Here is a 16,136-nt window from a genome sequence, read left to right as displayed (position 1 = left end):
TCATTTTTTAATCTAAATGGACTAAATGCTTACATTCCGTAGGACCCCTTGGTTCCACGGGTTTATTAAAAAAAGAGAGTACTACCCAGTAAATTTCCGACGCTAGCGTAATCGACTTTTCGTAGTACTCTTACGTTTGAACGGGTAGATAAAGCTCAAAGGTGGCCCCCTGCTCCAGTTCACCGTGAGCCTGAATAAACCCTTCGTGATTCAAAGCAACCTTTTGACAGATCGCCAGTCCCACGCCCGTCCCTTCAAACTCACTTTTCCCGTGCAAGCGTTGAAATACCCCGAAAATCCGGTCCACGTATTGTTCCTCAAAACCAATTCCATTGTCCTGAATACAGATTCGGTGGTAACTGGCGTGTACGGGGGTCCAGCCCGTAATCGAAGGAATTTCCCCAGATTCCAGTAACTGGTAGGTTAACTGAATCGACGGAAGGGTCGTATTCCCCTGCAAATCCTTACTACTAAACTTAATCGCATTGGAGAGTAGATTTTGAAAGAGCTGCTCTAACTGTCGGGCGTCGCCCCTGAATGGAGGTAGCTGAGCTAAGCTGATGTTAGCACCGGTTTCTTCAATGGCTACCGACAAATTATCGATGGCCTGAGTTACCACCTCCGCCAGCATGACTTGCTGGGTCTCCGCTCGTCCATTCGAAATTTTCGAAAAAGTAAGTAAATCGTTAATGAGCAGCCCCATCCGATGAGCCGATTCCTTGATCCGAACCAGCAATCGACTGTCTTCGGCCAAGGTATGTTCATGACGTTTCACCAAAATATCGATGAATTGCTGAATCTTACGAAGGGGGGCTTGTAAATCGTGACTGGCAATGTAAGCGAACTGTTCCAGGCTGCTGTTCGACCGAAGCAGCTGATCATTAACCTGATGTAACTGCTCATTAATATGAGCCAGCTCTTCATTGGAAGCAAAGAGTTCTTCGTTAGTCGATTCTAATTCTTCCGTTCGCTCCTGTACTAATAATTCCAGGGCGGCTTGGGTTTGACGCTGCAGCGTAACGTCCTGGGAACTTCCCGTAACCCCGCAAACCATACCCTGCTCATCCCGGGTTAACTTTCCCTGGGCGTGTAGAATTCGTTTTTGTCCTGTCTTCAGACAATTCACGGAAAACTCAGCTTCGTACCGATCCTCATTCATCGGTTGACGAGCCGTATCCACTGCCGATTTGACAATCAGCCGATTTTGAGAATCCATTACCTCATAAGCCCGTTCGATCGTCAAAGGCTCTTCTCTTTCGAATCCACACCAATCGCGTAGACGGTCGGAATATGTCACCACCCCTGTATTGAAATCAATCTCCCAAGCGGCTAGTTCGGCCAGTTCAATGGTTTCCTGTAATTTTGCCTGAGTTTCCTGAAGTTTTTGTTGTACGCGTATGCTTTCCGTTACGTCAATGGCAATATCCAAAATGGCGTACACCTCTCCCTTTTCATTAACTAATGGCGTATAGGTAATATTGTAGAAGTTATGGGTCATCACGCCATGCTGAACAATGTTCACCTGAGAGCCGTCACTTTGAAACATCTTTCCCGAGGTATACACATCATCCAGAATTTGCAGGAAGGGTTGATTTTCCAATTCTGGCATTACTTCCCGCAACGGCTTACCCTCAATGTCTGGCCCTTTTCCTACAATATCAATAAAGGCTTGATTAGGCATCTCGACGATCAAGTCGCGGCCCACAAACAGTCCCATGGCCGCCGGAGCCGTCGCGATGATCGCTTTGAGCTGGGCTTCGCTGGCTTCAATTCTTTTTCGGGAAAGTACCTGTTGCGTTACATCGGTGGCAATCACCAGAATGCCCGTAATTTCGGTCTGATTGGGAGGCCGCTGGGGCTGATAGGTTAGATCGACATAGATCGTTTCTAAAAGCTGATTTCGAACCAGTGTAGCCGCTACTTCTTTCGCAATAAAGGGTGTACCCGTGTCTAGCACGCCTTGTAGTAGGTCATCAAAGCCTTGCCCCGCCAGCTCTGGCAAAGCGGTTAATAGTGATTTACCTACGATTTGATCGGGCGTTCGGCCCACTAATTCTCCGTAAAAGGCATTCGCTCGCAGAAAGGTCAGTTCATGGCGATCAATCACGGCAATTCCTACCGGTGACGCTTCAAATGAATCGAGCATTTGTTGCTGAGCGGCCTGCTGATTTTGCAGGCTTTCCATATCACGGGTTACATCTTGAGCAACGCCGCCAAAACGGTACACGTCTCCTTGTTCATTAAAATAGGCTTTTCCGTAAAAGCGTACCCAGCGTAATTTGCCGTCATTTGCCCCAATGGTACGGTAGGTCACATCGTAATTACCCCCAGAGGGTATTTGAAAAGCTTCCTGAACCGTCTTATCCACGCGAACCACATCATCGGGGTGGATATAGGCCATCACTTTTTCATAGGGAAGAATATTATCGTCAGCTAAGCCATGCAGCTCCCGGCAACGATCATCCCAGAGTACCTGTCTGGAAATAGGATCTAACTCCCAAACGCCCAAACCCGCCGAGGTTAAGGCAAAATCAATATCTAAACGCTCTCGAAGCGACCCTGCATGGGGGAATTTCTCACCTGGCATATCATTCGTCAAAAGTGTATTGGAATAACTCCATTCTTACTAAATGGTTGGAAAAGCGAATCATTTAAATTCTGGCTTTCGCTCATTTACCAGCATTTTAGGACGTAAATCTTTTGCATGAGTAGTACCAGAAAAAGATGTGTCTGTTCGTACAGGCATTACTTTGGTAATATATAGAATGGATGGTTTGACGGAGTAGAGGGAGGCATAATCCCTTACGTCCCTGCGAAACGCTGGCAAGTTGAGTCAACCACCGTTTGTCAATTAGGCGTAAGTGAAAACGGAAATTTTGTACTTTTAACAATGAATCTTACGACCCTTGATCCACCCATTCCCCTTTACACGCTAGAGCAGGACCCCATTTTAGGCAGCAAGCTATTCAGTATGTCCCGTTTTGAAGGAACGGTTACCCATCACTCCGAACTTCTCATTCCCCACCGAAAAGACTACTATTTACTTGGATTCATTCGGCAGGGTGGCGGACGGCACTGGGTGGATATGGTTCCCTACGAACCGAAAGATCAGACTTTCTATTTTTTTGCTCCGCAACAGATTACGGTCAAGGAAGAGCCTTTGCCCACCTGGGGTACCGCTTTTGCCTTTACGCAGGAATTTCTGGCTTTGCAGGAAAACACACTGTTAAGGACTCTTCCGATGATCCAAAATCCGGAAAATGGGCACGAGCTCGCTCTGTCTGAAGCAGATGTTATGTTTGTAGAAGACTTGCTGGATAAAATTTATTCCGAGTATCTGACTGCGGGCGTATGGCATCAGCGAATGCTGTCGGCCTACCTGCAGGTTCTGCTGACGTATTTGAGCCGATTGTACACGGAACAATTTGAGCGTAAGACTTTTTCAGCGGAAACTCAACTTCTGAAAAAGTACCAGGCGGAAATAAACAAGCATTTTCATCAACTTCATCAGGTCAGTGATTACGCGTCGCTGCTGCATGTATCGGCGGGGTATCTAAGTGAAGTTATCAAAGCCCAAAGCAGTAAATCAGCCATTACGCATATCCATGACCGGTTAGTACTGGAAGCCCGCCGCCTGTTGTTTCATTCCGAACAGTCCTTGAAGGAAATCGCGTTTGGACTGGGTTTTTCGGATGCTTCGTACTTCAGTCGCTTCTTTAAACGCGAAACGCAGGTTACCCCAGCCGAGTATCGGGCGGCTACCCGAAGAATGTACCAGTAATACCGCAAAATGTGTTTCAGTGGCCTGAAGGGGCTATTCTACCTTTGTCCCAACAAGAAAACACCTAAAACATGAAGACTGCACTCATTACTGGAGCTAACAAAAGTATTGGATTTGAAACCGCTCGACAACTTTTACAAAAAGACTATTACGTGTATCTAGGTAGTCGCGATGCTCAGAAAGGTGAGCAGGCCGTCGCTCAGCTTAACTCCGAAGGATTAACCCAAGTTGAAGCGATTACCATCGATGTTGATCGGCCGGAATCCATTAAAGCTGCTCGTCAGGTACTCGGACTAAAAACGCAGGTACTGGATGTACTCATCAATAATGCGGGCATCAGTGGTGGCTTTCCTCAAACGGCTGCAGAGGGGGATATAAATACCTTTCGACAAGTGTTCGAAACCAATTTCTTTGGCGTCATCGAAACCACCCAGGCTTTTCTGGATTTACTCCGGGCTTCTTCGCAACCTCGGATTGTGAACGTCACCTCAGGTTTAAGTTCACTAACGCTGCATAATGATCCGAGCTGGAAGTATTATGCCGTGAAGGGAGCCTATTACACGACTTCCAAAGCCGCCCTGAATGCCTACACCATTGTGCTGGCACATGAATTGCGGGATACGGCTTTTAGAGTAAATGCCGTAGATCCGGGCTACACGGCCACGGATTTCAATCACCACAACGGTACCGGTACCGTGGCAGATGCTGCCAGTCGCGTGGTAAAAGCGGCTCTGCTGGATGCTGATGGTCCAACCAGTCAATTCTTCAGTGATGACAACGCTCCGGAAACGGGTATAAGCCCCTGGTAAACGCTAGTCCAGATCGAGTGCTCAGGTAGCTGTGCCCATGGGTTACCCTATCCGAGCACTCGATTCACAATTCATTTATTCACTCTCCCCTCAATTTCTACAACGCAAGATTTAAACCTGAAACTACTTCAACCTCTTCAAACCTTAAACTCTTTCAAACCTCCCGTCCTTCAGCTCTTTTTAAGCAAAGTCATACCAAAGCCAGGATCCGGAGAAGGAATGAATTTTCCCTTTTCGATTTTATACTTACCAAAATCAATGTCTTCACTCGTGGCGGGTACGCCTTCAATAGTCGTTGTATTGCCCAGTCCACCCGCCAAATGCGTGCAGTAGTACGATTTGAGTAATTCACCAAAGGCGTGCGGTGAGGCTAGAATGCCCATTTTCTTAAGTTCGGGCATGAGTTTCCGCCAGGGAGTAAATCCGTAGCCTATGATGTCAGTCAGGTGGACGTCGATCAGTTTTTTCTCTCCCAACTCGCGTAATAATTCCTGATTGGGATTGGCTTCGCCCTCGGCCAGCAGCATTTTAGGCTTATTAGCTTTGGTCCAGGACCGCAGTTTCTGGTAGTCGGCAACCGTTTCGGCAAAGGGTTCTTCCATCCAGAAAAGGGGAATATCACCAATGCCTTTCAAGTAGGCAATCGCTGTATCGGCGGTATAGCCGTCATTGGCATCCACCAGAATTTCGACATCCGGGAACGTTTTGGCCACCAATTTGGTCACCTCAATATCACGTTTCAGCCCTTCTTCTTTCGGCATCCACATATTGCCGCGACCAATTTTAAGCTTGAGTTGCCGATACCCCAGTTCATAATCGTGTCTACAGTTTTCGATCAGTTTATCCAGTCCCCCGGTCGCCGTCTTTACGGGACCTTCATTCGTTTCCAGCTCGTCGAAATAAATCATCCCGCTGTAACACTTGGTCAGGATGGGCTTTTTCTGTCCCAATAATTCGTAAACCGGCTTATTCAGGATCACACCGGCCAGATCGTGTAGGGGCACATCGAAAGCCAAAACTTTAGGGTCAGTAACCCCGACAGCGGGTTGAAACACCTCCGAAACCCGTTTGCCCTTCAGGTAGGCAATAGCCTCCTGATTTCGCCCCCCGTGCATCCCCCAGCCTTTCGCTCCCTGATCCGTCGTTAGTGTACAAACGCCCACTTTAGGGCCATAACCGTGGTTATCCCGCCGACCATTTTTACCCACAAACCGGGGCCATTTGAGTTGTACTTCGGTATAGCTGATGTCCGCAATGGTATGGCTCTGGAGATCGGCGGCAGCAGGCCAGTCAGCGGCTGCGGCAACCCAGGGTGTACTGAGCACAGCCGTAGAAGCGGCACCTTGCAGTACCTGTTGAATAAACTGTCTTCTGATCATAGGTTTAGCGTAAGAGGATTCTAACGGTGGTAAAGAAACTAAGAAAACGCCAATGATTAGTCGCTTACGTATAACAATTGTGTGGATTACGGCCAGTTACGGTTCTAGCTAGACGTAGATGTATGCGATATATCCTGCATTTAGCGTTTCGTTATTCACCTAGACTGGGTTTGGTCCTGTAAATACGGCTGTTAGCCCGTAAGCCTTCCAGGCTGGACCTCCCCACGCTTAACGACAGCTCGCTTTTGGCTACCGCGTTGCGGCTGTCGCAGGTCGTTCAGTTGCCATTCCATGGTGGCTCCCTCAGCAATGCGGTGGCCCTGAGCAAAATGAAAAGAGCGGTGGGCGTGCCGGCATGGGATGCATAGGGACTAAAAATCAGCCGTACTTACGTGCCGGAAACAGTCTTGTTCTTCTAAAAAAGAACCGATACTTTACTAGTATATCCATTACACAAACGAAACGCATACCCTATCCAACTCCAAAATTTTTCACTATCTCAAAAATATATATTATTTATTTATTTTATACAATTTAATAATCAAATACTTAAATTAAAGTACCCTATTTATATAAATATCACCTTTAATTTATTAAATATTTTAGAATTAAATATCATAATTTAAAACAAACACAATGCATTTAATTAGTTTTTTTCACTATTTCCAAATAATATTTAATTACCAGCCAAACATTGACAATTATTTTTAATATTTGTAAAGATGATTAGGCGAGAGAGACAGATTACTGGGCAATAGCTATGATTACGCTGGTCAAAAAAGAGCGAAAAGAACTTATACTTAAACACGTCAACATCCACTCCCGGGTTACGTTCGGTGACTTGTCTCAACTACTCCATGTATCCGAGGAGACCATTCGCCGTGACCTAAATGAACTGTCTGACGAGCGGCTCATCATTAAAATCAAGGGCGGAGCCATGGCGGCGGGCAATCACTTCAGTCCCCAAAGCGAAAAATCATTGCGATACGCCTCCTCCAGCAAAGAGCGGATCGCCCGAAAAGCAGTATCCCTTGTGAGGGACGGCATGATTGTACTCATCGGCGGCGGCACAACGGTACAGGCCTTCATCGAAGCCATACCCGATCAGCTACGGGCGACCTTCGTAACGGTCAATCCGCATACCTGCATTGCGTTACTGAACAAGCCCAACCTTGAAACTATTTTGATTGGTGGCAAAGTATCAACGTATAGTCAAACCGTAATAGGTGGCGATGCGTTTTTGAAGCTTGCCGATATTCGGGCCGACCTTTGCATTATGGGTACGAATGCCATTGACCCTACGGAAGGGATTACCGATCTGGAATGGGAAACCGTGGAGATCAAAAAGGCGATGTTCAAGGCGGCTCAGACTATTGCTATTCTGGCCATCGCCGAAAAACTGAATACCTCAATGAAACTACGGGTATGCCCCGTCACCACGCTTGATTACCTGATTACCGAACTTGACGCCAGCCATCCCAGTCTGCAGCCGTATCTCGCTCTCGGCGTCAAAACCCTTTAATTCACCCCAAACGAACCATGAACGCACATATACAGAAACTATATACGATTGCTCAGAAACCTGAACGTACCATCATTGGCTTGATGTCGGGTACTTCGATGGATGGACTGGACGTGGCCCTCTGTACTTTTCGGGGGGAAGGCGGACAAACGCAGGTTACCGTACGCGAGTTTCGGACGGTAGATTTTACCGAGGAAATTAAAGCGGAAATTCGAACCGTATTCGCCAAGCGAACCATTGATTTCCAACACCTGTGCGTACTGAATCCCTGGATTGGCAACCTGCACGGGCGGCTGGTGCTCGACTGTCTGGAAAGCTGGGGCATTGCTCCGGCGGAAGTGGATGTGATTGCCAGTCACGGACAGACGGTCTTTCACGCCCCCCGAATTCTGCACGGTCTGGACCAGTTTCCCAACGCTACCCTACAAATTGGCGATGGGGATCACGTGGCAGTTACTACGGGCATTATTACCCTGTCCGATTTTCGGCAGAAACATTGTGCAGCGGGTGGTGAAGGGGCTCCGCTGGCCGTGTACGGCGACTATCTGATTTTTTCGGAAGCGGGAGAAAACCGAATTCTGCTGAATCTGGGTGGTATTGCCAACTTTACCTTCCTTCCGGCCAATCTGAATGCGGATGAAGTATTCGCTACCGATACCGGCACTGGCAATACGCTGCTTGATGCCTATACGCGTCAGAAATTCAATAAAGCCTACGACGCAGATGCGGCTTTGGCCCGCCGGGGAACGATACACGAACCCTTACTGGCCGCGTTGAAGCAGAACCCGTTTTTTGAGAAACCCTTTCCCAAAACCACGGGGCCAGAACTCTTTAGTCTGGCATATCTGGAGGCGGCTCAGCAACAAATCCAGCGTACCGACCTCAGTCCTGAAGACGTACTGGCGACCCTTACGCGATTTTCGGCGGAAACCATTGCCGAAGCCGTGCACCGTTCGCTGAAAAGCCGGGATACTACCCAACCCTGGGTATTGTACGCCAGCGGAGGCGGGATGCATAACCCCTTACTCTGGCAGTATATCCAGGAGCTTTTGCCCGAAATGACCCTTTGCCGGACCGATGAACTGGGTATTTCGGGAGATGCGAAAGAAGCCGTACTATTTGCCACTCTGGCCAACGAAGCTCTGGTGGGTGGCAAGACCCACTTTGGCAATCGGCAGGGCGTTCCCAGCGTATCGATGGGTAAGATTTCATTCCCGAATTAATCGTTTTCTCCTCTAAATCGACTTCCTGAATACGTTTTTCGTGGGACGCGGGCGGCTGCTACAGCTTTCCCACGACCTGCCTTTTTTAGTAGTACACACTCCAAACTAGTTAACCGTATGCGAAAATCAGTACTTCCAGGGAAGCTCCTGTTTTACCTTCTTTTTGCCTGGACGGCCCTGGCGGGTTCCGTTTCGGCTCAGGTACAACTGCAGGGGAAGGTCAGCGATGCCAGTGGGTCCGGCCTTCCGTTTATTACCGTGAAATTAAGTTCGGCCAGTACAGGAACCACGACTAACGCCAGTGGGACGTACCAGTTTACGCCTTCCTTGAAGCCGGGTCGGTATACGCTGATCTTTTCCGGCGTAGGGTACAAAAGTCAGCAGAAAAGCTTTGACGTAAACGCCAGTCAGAATGCGGTAACCCTTGATGCTACGCTTGAGGAAGACGTGCTCGGTTTGGATGAAGTGGTAGTGACGGGTACGATGGGTGCCACCAGCAAACGCGAGCTGGGCAACTCCATCGCTACCGTAGGAGCGAAAGATCTTCAATTTTCCGCCGCCCCCTCCCTCGATGCCGCCTTACAGGGCAAGCTCTCCGGTGCTCAGATTACGCAAAACTCCGGGAACCCCGCGGGTGGAATCAGCATCCGGATGCGGGGACCGAGCACGATTGTCGGTTCATCGGATCCGTTGTATATCGTGGATGGGGTCATTGTCAACAACGATTCCCGACAGTTGATTGACCTGGGCGGTTACTCCCAAAATCGTCTGGTGGATATCAACCCGGCGGATATTGATCGCATTGAGGTCATCAAAGGAGCGGCAGCAGCGGCCATTTACGGGTCGCGGGCCAACAACGGGGTCGTCCAGATTTTCACCAAAAAAGGGAAAGAAGGCAAACCATCCATTACGTTCTCTACGCAGTTTCGGGTCAGTCAGCTTCGTAAGAAAATGGCCTACAACGAATATCCGTTTGCTTTCGCGAACACCACGCCGACGGACGAGACGCAGGTTCCGGTTACCCGTTACGATTATCAGGATAAAATCTTCCAGAATGCTTTCGGTACCGAAAATTACCTGTCGCTTTCGGGCGGTACGGCTAATACCAAATACTTTGTTTCGGGATCTAATTATTATAATCAGGGAATTATTAAAAGTACGGATTTCAACCGTAATGGCATTCGCCTGCGGATTCAGCAGAAAATCGGCAACAAAGCCACGATTTCGGCGGGTAGCAACTACGTGTACAGCTCCAGTAAGGAGATTCCCAACGGCGGTATTAGCGAGGCGTATGGGGCTTTAACGGGCTTCATTTTCAGTAACAACTCCGTCAATCCGGAACCCGATCCAGTCACGGGTGTCTATCCCTCCACCGCTCCCGTCAGCGTAGTACGACGGACGAACCCGCTCGAAGCCATCAACCGTTTCAAGTTTGGACAACGAACGAGCCGGATCATTTCGGATTTCAATTTCAATCTGAAACCCATCGAAGGTCTGAACATTGATTATACCGTCGGTATCGACAACTACACGCAGTCGGCTACGGCTTACATTCCACCGAAAAACACCACGCCGACCTACGATCAGGGACTCGCCCGCCGGGCTGATGCTACGGTTTTCCAGATCAACAACGATCTGAATGTCAGTTACAATACAAAAGTGAACGACTGGCTGACCTCGACTTCGGGTATTGGCGGCACGATCCAATACGATCGTACGCTAACCTTCGGAGCTACGGCCCAGCAACTGGGAGCGTTTGGCGAGACGATCAACAACGGAACCATTATTGCGACGGAATTCCGCTCGGAGCGATCCATTCTCGGAGCATTCGCTCAGCAGAGTTTTGGCATTAAAGATCGCTACTTCATTACGGGAGCGGCCCGAGTCGATGCTTCGTCGGTATACGGCATCGATAACCGCTGGCAGTTTTTCCCAAAAGTGAGTGGTTCGTACGTGCTTTCCAACGAAAAATTCTGGAGTGAAGGAGCCCTGGGCCGCGTTGTCAATTCATTCAAACTCCGGGCCGCCTGGGGGCAGTCGGGCAACCTGACCGCCATTGGAGCCTACGACCGCTTTACCAATTACAGCCCCGTCATTTACGGTGGCCAGACGGGCTATACCTCTCCCGCTCAGTTCGGAAACTTTACGGTAAAACCTGAGCGTCAGACCGAAACCGAAATTGGTGCGGATTTCAGCCTGTTGAACGATCGCGTGAGTGTGGAGTTTTCGTACTTCAACAAGAGCGTAGCCGATCTGATTCTGAACCGTACGCTGGCTCCCACGACGGGCTTCAACAACCGACTCATCAACGTGGGTTCGATGACTAACAAAGGCTTTGAAGTCATGGTGAAAGCCGTACCCGTGCAGACCAGTAGGTTCCGCTGGATTACTACGCTGACCTATACGTCCAACAAGAATACGGTCAATGGTGTGGAAGGCAACGGCGTACTACCTTTCGCGGGTGGATTTAGTCAGGTGGCTGCCGTCAATGGCTACCCGCTTGGAGCGTATTACAGCACCTTTTTTGCCCGCAATCCGGACGGTTCCTTACTGCTAACCGCCCCTACGGCTACGAACCCCAATCGCTATCCGCAACGGGAACGGGGTACTCAGCTGGCCAACGGACAGTATACCGTTCAGCGGGATGCCAACGGTCAACCCACCGGAACGATCCTCAGCAAGGTCATCGGCGATCCCAACCCCTGGGGTATTGTTGGCTTTACGAATGAGTTTGAGATTGGAAAATTCAATTTTCGGATGCAATGGGACGGCATGCTGGGCTTTGAGGTGTTCAACTTCACCCGTAGGGTCGGCGAGCGTGACCTCTATGCTTCTCTGAAAGGATACGAACCCGAGCTTCGCGGCGATGTGCCCAAGGGTACGAGTGCGGCCCTGTTCTCGATCTTTGAAAATTACATTGAAGATGGCTCTTTCGTGAAGCTCCGGGAAATTTCCGCGTCGTATGTTCTGACACCGAAGCTTTGGAAAATGCAGAACCTGCGGCTTACGCTCATTGGCCGTAACCTGCTTTCGATTGATAACTACAGTGGCTGGGACCCGGAAACCAACGCCGCCGGTCAGGATAATGCCGTGCGAGGTTTCGATTTCGTGGAAGTACCGATTCCGCGTAGCTTCCTGTTCGGCGTAAGTGTCAATTTCTAAGCATTAATCCACTGAAGATCATGCAATTCAAAACATACATTCTGGCCTCTTTTCTGGCTGCTGGTTTACTGACGGGTTGTAAACTGGATATTCCCAACCCCAATGCTCCTACCGACGAACAGGTACTATCCAGTCGGGAAGGGATGCTGACCCTGAGTCTGGGGATGAAACAATACTATTCGACCTCGGCCCTGGAAGCTCTCATCATTACACCGGGGACGACCACGCGTGAGCTGAAAGGCATTACTACCTTTACCAATGTACTCGAACTCGAAGCCGGGGGTACGGCTCTGCCTTCTTTCAACGGCAACGTCCTCAACCTCTGGGCCCGGATGTACCGGGTGATGGGCATGGCTGACGAATTAATCGCCAATGCCCCCACCGTACTGGCTACCGACGAAGCCACCCGCAGTGGTGTACTGGCTCACGCGTATCTGTTCAAGGCGATGGCTCTGGGCGGACTGGCAACGGGTTTTGAGCAGTTCCCTACGCAAACCAACAAGAACGGACAGGCCCCGTTTGTACCCCGCCAACAAGCCCTGACCGAAGCCGTAACGTTACTTTCGCAGGGCATTGATCTGATTACGGCCACGGCTCCTTCGACGGAATTCAATACGCGGGTGCTGGGTACGGATTTTCAGTTGCGGGATTGCCTGAACGCGTACCGGGCTCGCTACCAGATGATGCTGGGTCGCTACGCTGATGCACTAGCCTCGGCGAATGCGGTTAACCTGACGTCGCGGTCGCAGTTTGTGTATTCGTCGCAATCGCCCAATCCCATTTACCAGCAAATTGTCGTTAGTAAAAATTACCAGCCCCGGGCTACATTAGGGTTACCGACGTCGCTGCTGGAAACGGGAGATGCCCGGATTAATTTTTACACGGCTACGCCGGAGGTTACTGTGGGTGGCGAGGTACTGCGTTCAGTAGCCGGATTTTTCAATGAAATCACCAAGCCCATTCCGGTATATCTGCCCGATGAGATTCGTCTGATCAAAGCCGAAGCACTGGTCCGGAGTAATGGTTCGATTACCGAAGCCGTAGCTCAGATCAACGCCGTTCGTACGCAAACGACGGGTGATCCCTTCGGCGTAAATGCCGCTTTACCCGCCTACGCTGGCGGTACTGATGCGGCCAGTCTGCTCACGGAGATTTATAAACAACGCAGTACGGAGCTTTTCATGCAGGGTTTACGGCTGGAAGATAGTCGCCGTTTCAACCGTACGGCTCCTGCGGTGAATGTTAACCCGATACCGCTCTCGGCCGAACGCACGCGAAACTTCTATCCCTATCCGGATCAGGAACGCCTGACGAACCCGAATACACCGGCGGAACCGGCGATTTAATACTTGGTTGGATTTTCGAACGGGTGCAGAAATGAACGGAGGTGGTTCGTTTCTGCACCTTTGTTTTTATATCTACCCAACTACCCTTACTTCCAACCTTACTTCCAAATCGACTTCACTTTGTATACCTGAAGGTCTTTCACCTCAATCCGATTGCCCCAGAACTGGAGCCCTTCCTGATTGCCCGGTACGGGTTTCCGTTCCAGCGAAAAGGAATACCGACCGCCATCCACAAACACCTCTACTGAGGTTCGGTCCACGAAGATATCTGCGGTAATTTCCATGCTTGTCATATCCTCTGGCGAATAGAAGGCTCCATTCAACTGATTGAAATTCAAATCATAATTGAGGATTCGCTGACCAAAAAGCGAAATACCTGCGTCCGTCGCGTGGGAAAGTTTGAGCGTAGTTTTGAGTCGAAACGCATCCTGTACGTCCACCGATTTGAGTTTCTCCCGGGCTTCCTCGACCCGTAGTGAGGTCCATTGACCCGCTGGTGTAAACAGTTGTTCCGTTTCTTTGACGGGTAGACTAAAGAGGCGGGGACCGTTTTTGGTCGTACGAAGCCGTAGCTCAGTGGGCAGTAGCATCATGCCATTGAAGGGCATCCCCGGCTGCTGTACCCGCCCCCAGCCAATCTGAATCCGGCGAGGGTCCTTTTCGGGCATATTCGTAAACGTCTGAGCGGCGTAGATGGTCCCGTGCGTATACGAGTGTTTACCCGACTCCGGCGTGAATTTTTTCCCGTCGAAATCGCCAATCATGTACGTGGTGGAGGCTCCGTACATTACCCATTTGGTTTTATTTGGATCACCATCGATGGGAAGTTCGAACAGGTCCGGGCACTCCCAAAAGCCGGTAATGTGACTTTCGTACGTCCATTGCTTCATGTTTTTCGAGGTATAAATCGAATGGCCGTCCCGCTCATTCAATACCATCACCCAGTGCCGACCCGGTTGGTACCAGAACACCCGAGGGTCACGGGTATCCTTACTCTCCCATTTCGCTTTGGAGTCGATCAGCGGGTTCTGGTCGTATTTGGTCCACGTACGTCCTTTATCCAGACTATAAGCCATGCACTGTACCTGCTTTTCCGGACTATCCACCGTGAAAAAAGCAACCATCGCCGGTACACTCCCCCGGTTAAAACCCGCCGTATTTTCGTAATCAATCACCGTTGAGCCGGAAAACATAGTTCCCATCCGATCGGGTGACAGGGCCGTGGGCAGTTCCTCCCAGTGAACCATGTCTTTGCTTACGGCATGACCCCAGGACATGTTTTCCCATTCGCGTTCGAAAGGATTATGCTGGTAGAACAGGTGGTATTCGCCCTCATAAAAAATCATCCCGTTTGGGTCGTTGATCCAGCCCCGGCGGCTGGTAAAGTGGTATTGCGGCCGGTTTTTTTCGTGATACAGGGAATCCTGACCCGCTAGGCGATCATCCTGGTAAATCTGGTTTAATCCTTCGGGACTGCCGTCGTAACGAAGGGTAAGGGTTTTGCCCTGCCAGGCGGAGACATCATAGAAGACCCAGTAATCGGGTTTACCCGGAGCCAGCCGTATTTTAAAGGACTGTTCCGTCTGCTGTGGCGTCACCAACGCCATGGTTCCCCGGTGCTGGGACTGGGCTACGGGCAGATTCAGGTAGCGTTTGGTAATTTTCAGCGAGCGAGTCTGGGCGTGGAGAGTCAAGCTTAAGCCCGTCAGGCTCAGCGTAATCCATTTTACGGCTGCGGTCATTCAACTAGGTTTTAGAGTAGAATAGTGGCGGAATCGAAAGGGCGGAATGCGTGGGTACTTCTTCGTTTCCTGAGAATCGACTTGAGAAGTCCCCGTGTACTGCTCGTTTCCATGCCATACACGACTCTAAAGTAAGGCAATCACTCGTTCTTACACGCATGAAAAGCCCATAAGTACCGTATTAAGCTCGCGGAATACGCAAAACCTCCTACCCCTTTCGTGTCGAATCTTCCCTTCTGGCTACATCCTTGCGACAATCGACTACAAGTGTTTTAGGAATCGTGACTGATCTTTGTAGAAACAAAACGGAAAGAATATGGACTTGCATAACAACACCATCCTGATTACCGGCGGCACCAGCGGATTTGGACTTGAATTCGCTTCCCGACTTCTGGCTCTGGGTAATACCGTGATTATTACGGGAAGAAATACACAAAAACTACAGGAAACCCAGCAACAACTTCCGGCAGTACATACCATCCAAAGCGATGTAAGTAAAGCGGAAGACATTGTAGCCCTGTATGATCAGGTGACCCGACAATTTCCTGCCTTGAACATGATCATCAATAATGCCGGTGAAATGCGTAAACTCAGCCTGAATCAGCCCCACGAGCTTTCGGACATTACCCGTGAAGTGGAAATCAACCTGATGGGACCGATTCGCATGGTACAGCAGTTTCTGCCGCATCTGAAAACAAAACCTAAGGCAGTAATTCTGAATGTGACCTCGGGTATCGCGTTCATGCCCTTCCCCATCTCCCCCATTTACAGTGCCAGCAAATCCGGACTGCGGGCGTATACGCAGGCCTTACGCGTACAGCTCATAAAAACGAGCATTAAAGTCATTGAACTGGTAGCTCCCGGAAGTTCGACGCCCCTGAATGACAAATTCATTGAGGAAGATGGATTCAACGCCAAAACCCTAATGGCTCCCGAAAAAATTGTCGACGCGGCCATCCAGGGCATGAAAAACGACAAGGATGAAATTTACCCCGGTCTAGCTGGATTGATGCGGGTGATGAGCCGAGTGGCTCCTAAGTTAATGCTTTCGCAGGCGGGTAAAATAGGGCGTCTACGATGTATGGTACGAAGTAAAGTCGAATCATGTTGGCCCCTGGCATATGCATCTAACCGTCTAATCACCATTCATTACCTCGAATCTTTCCAGTAAA

At 49.8% G+C, this 16,136-nt stretch carries 10 protein-coding genes; 7 read left to right on the top strand and 3 right to left on the bottom strand.

Going from position 1 to position 16,136, the window contains the following annotated elements:
- Nucleotides 1-130: 130 nt before the first annotated feature.
- A complete protein-coding gene (locus C5O19_RS15995) occupies nucleotides 131-2,587 on the bottom strand; it encodes a PAS domain-containing sensor histidine kinase (RefSeq protein WP_104714408.1) in 2,457 nt (818 codons plus the stop codon).
- A 303-nt stretch (nucleotides 2,588-2,890) separates the two neighbouring features.
- Here C5O19_RS15995 and C5O19_RS15990 point away from each other — a divergent pair, with 303 nt between their 5' ends.
- Nucleotides 2,891-3,781, top strand: a complete 891-nt coding sequence (locus C5O19_RS15990) for an AraC family transcriptional regulator (protein WP_104714407.1) — start codon at nucleotides 2,891-2,893, stop codon at nucleotides 3,779-3,781.
- Nucleotides 3,782-3,852: 71 nt separating this feature from the next.
- Complete coding sequence (locus C5O19_RS15985; RefSeq protein ID WP_104714406.1) at nucleotides 3,853-4,590, top strand: SDR family oxidoreductase; 738 nt, start codon at nucleotides 3,853-3,855, stop codon at nucleotides 4,588-4,590.
- Between the two features lie 170 nt (nucleotides 4,591-4,760).
- Here the strand turns inward: C5O19_RS15985 and C5O19_RS15980 are convergent, their stop codons facing one another.
- Nucleotides 4,761-5,969: an enolase C-terminal domain-like protein gene (locus C5O19_RS15980; RefSeq protein WP_104714405.1), complete on the bottom strand. Its 1,209-nt coding sequence runs from the start codon at nucleotides 5,967-5,969 to the stop codon at nucleotides 4,761-4,763.
- 760 nt (nucleotides 5,970-6,729) lie between these two features.
- On the opposite strand from C5O19_RS15980, the gene C5O19_RS15975 reads away from it, so the two are divergent.
- From C5O19_RS15975 to C5O19_RS15960, 4 genes are all read left to right on the top strand, one after another.
- Nucleotides 6,730-7,491 carry a DeoR/GlpR family DNA-binding transcription regulator gene (locus tag C5O19_RS15975; protein WP_104714404.1) on the top strand — a complete coding sequence of 254 codons (762 nt, stop codon included), beginning with the start codon at nucleotides 6,730-6,732 and terminating at the stop codon, nucleotides 7,489-7,491.
- Between the two features lie 17 nt (nucleotides 7,492-7,508).
- The gene (locus tag C5O19_RS15970; RefSeq protein ID WP_104714403.1) at nucleotides 7,509-8,714 is read left to right on the top strand and encodes an anhydro-N-acetylmuramic acid kinase; all 1,206 of its coding nucleotides are present in this window, start codon (nucleotides 7,509-7,511) and stop codon (nucleotides 8,712-8,714) included.
- Between the two features lie 117 nt (nucleotides 8,715-8,831).
- Entirely contained in the window at nucleotides 8,832-11,876 is a 3,045-nt protein-coding gene (locus C5O19_RS15965; RefSeq protein ID WP_104714402.1) for a SusC/RagA family TonB-linked outer membrane protein, read from the top strand.
- A gap of 20 nt (nucleotides 11,877-11,896) precedes the next feature.
- Entirely contained in the window at nucleotides 11,897-13,222 is a 1,326-nt protein-coding gene (locus C5O19_RS15960) for a RagB/SusD family nutrient uptake outer membrane protein (protein WP_243406418.1), read from the top strand.
- A gap of 98 nt (nucleotides 13,223-13,320) precedes the next feature.
- Here C5O19_RS15960 and C5O19_RS15955 read toward each other — a convergent pair whose 3' ends face one another.
- Nucleotides 13,321-14,964 carry a DUF4980 domain-containing protein gene (locus tag C5O19_RS15955; RefSeq protein WP_104714401.1) on the bottom strand — a complete coding sequence of 548 codons (1,644 nt, stop codon included), beginning with the start codon at nucleotides 14,962-14,964 and terminating at the stop codon, nucleotides 13,321-13,323.
- 316 nt (nucleotides 14,965-15,280) lie between these two features.
- Here C5O19_RS15955 and C5O19_RS15950 point away from each other — a divergent pair, with 316 nt between their 5' ends.
- Complete coding sequence (locus C5O19_RS15950) at nucleotides 15,281-16,135, top strand: SDR family oxidoreductase (RefSeq protein WP_104714400.1); 855 nt, start codon at nucleotides 15,281-15,283, stop codon at nucleotides 16,133-16,135.
- Nucleotide 16,136 lies beyond the last annotated feature (1 nt).

It is taken from the genome of Siphonobacter curvatus, from assembly GCF_002943425.1.
Lineage (GTDB): Bacteria > Bacteroidota > Bacteroidia > Cytophagales > Spirosomataceae > Siphonobacter > Siphonobacter curvatus.
Note: the sequence above shows the minus strand (reverse complement) of the source record. Positions and strands in the feature narration are given on the sequence as shown.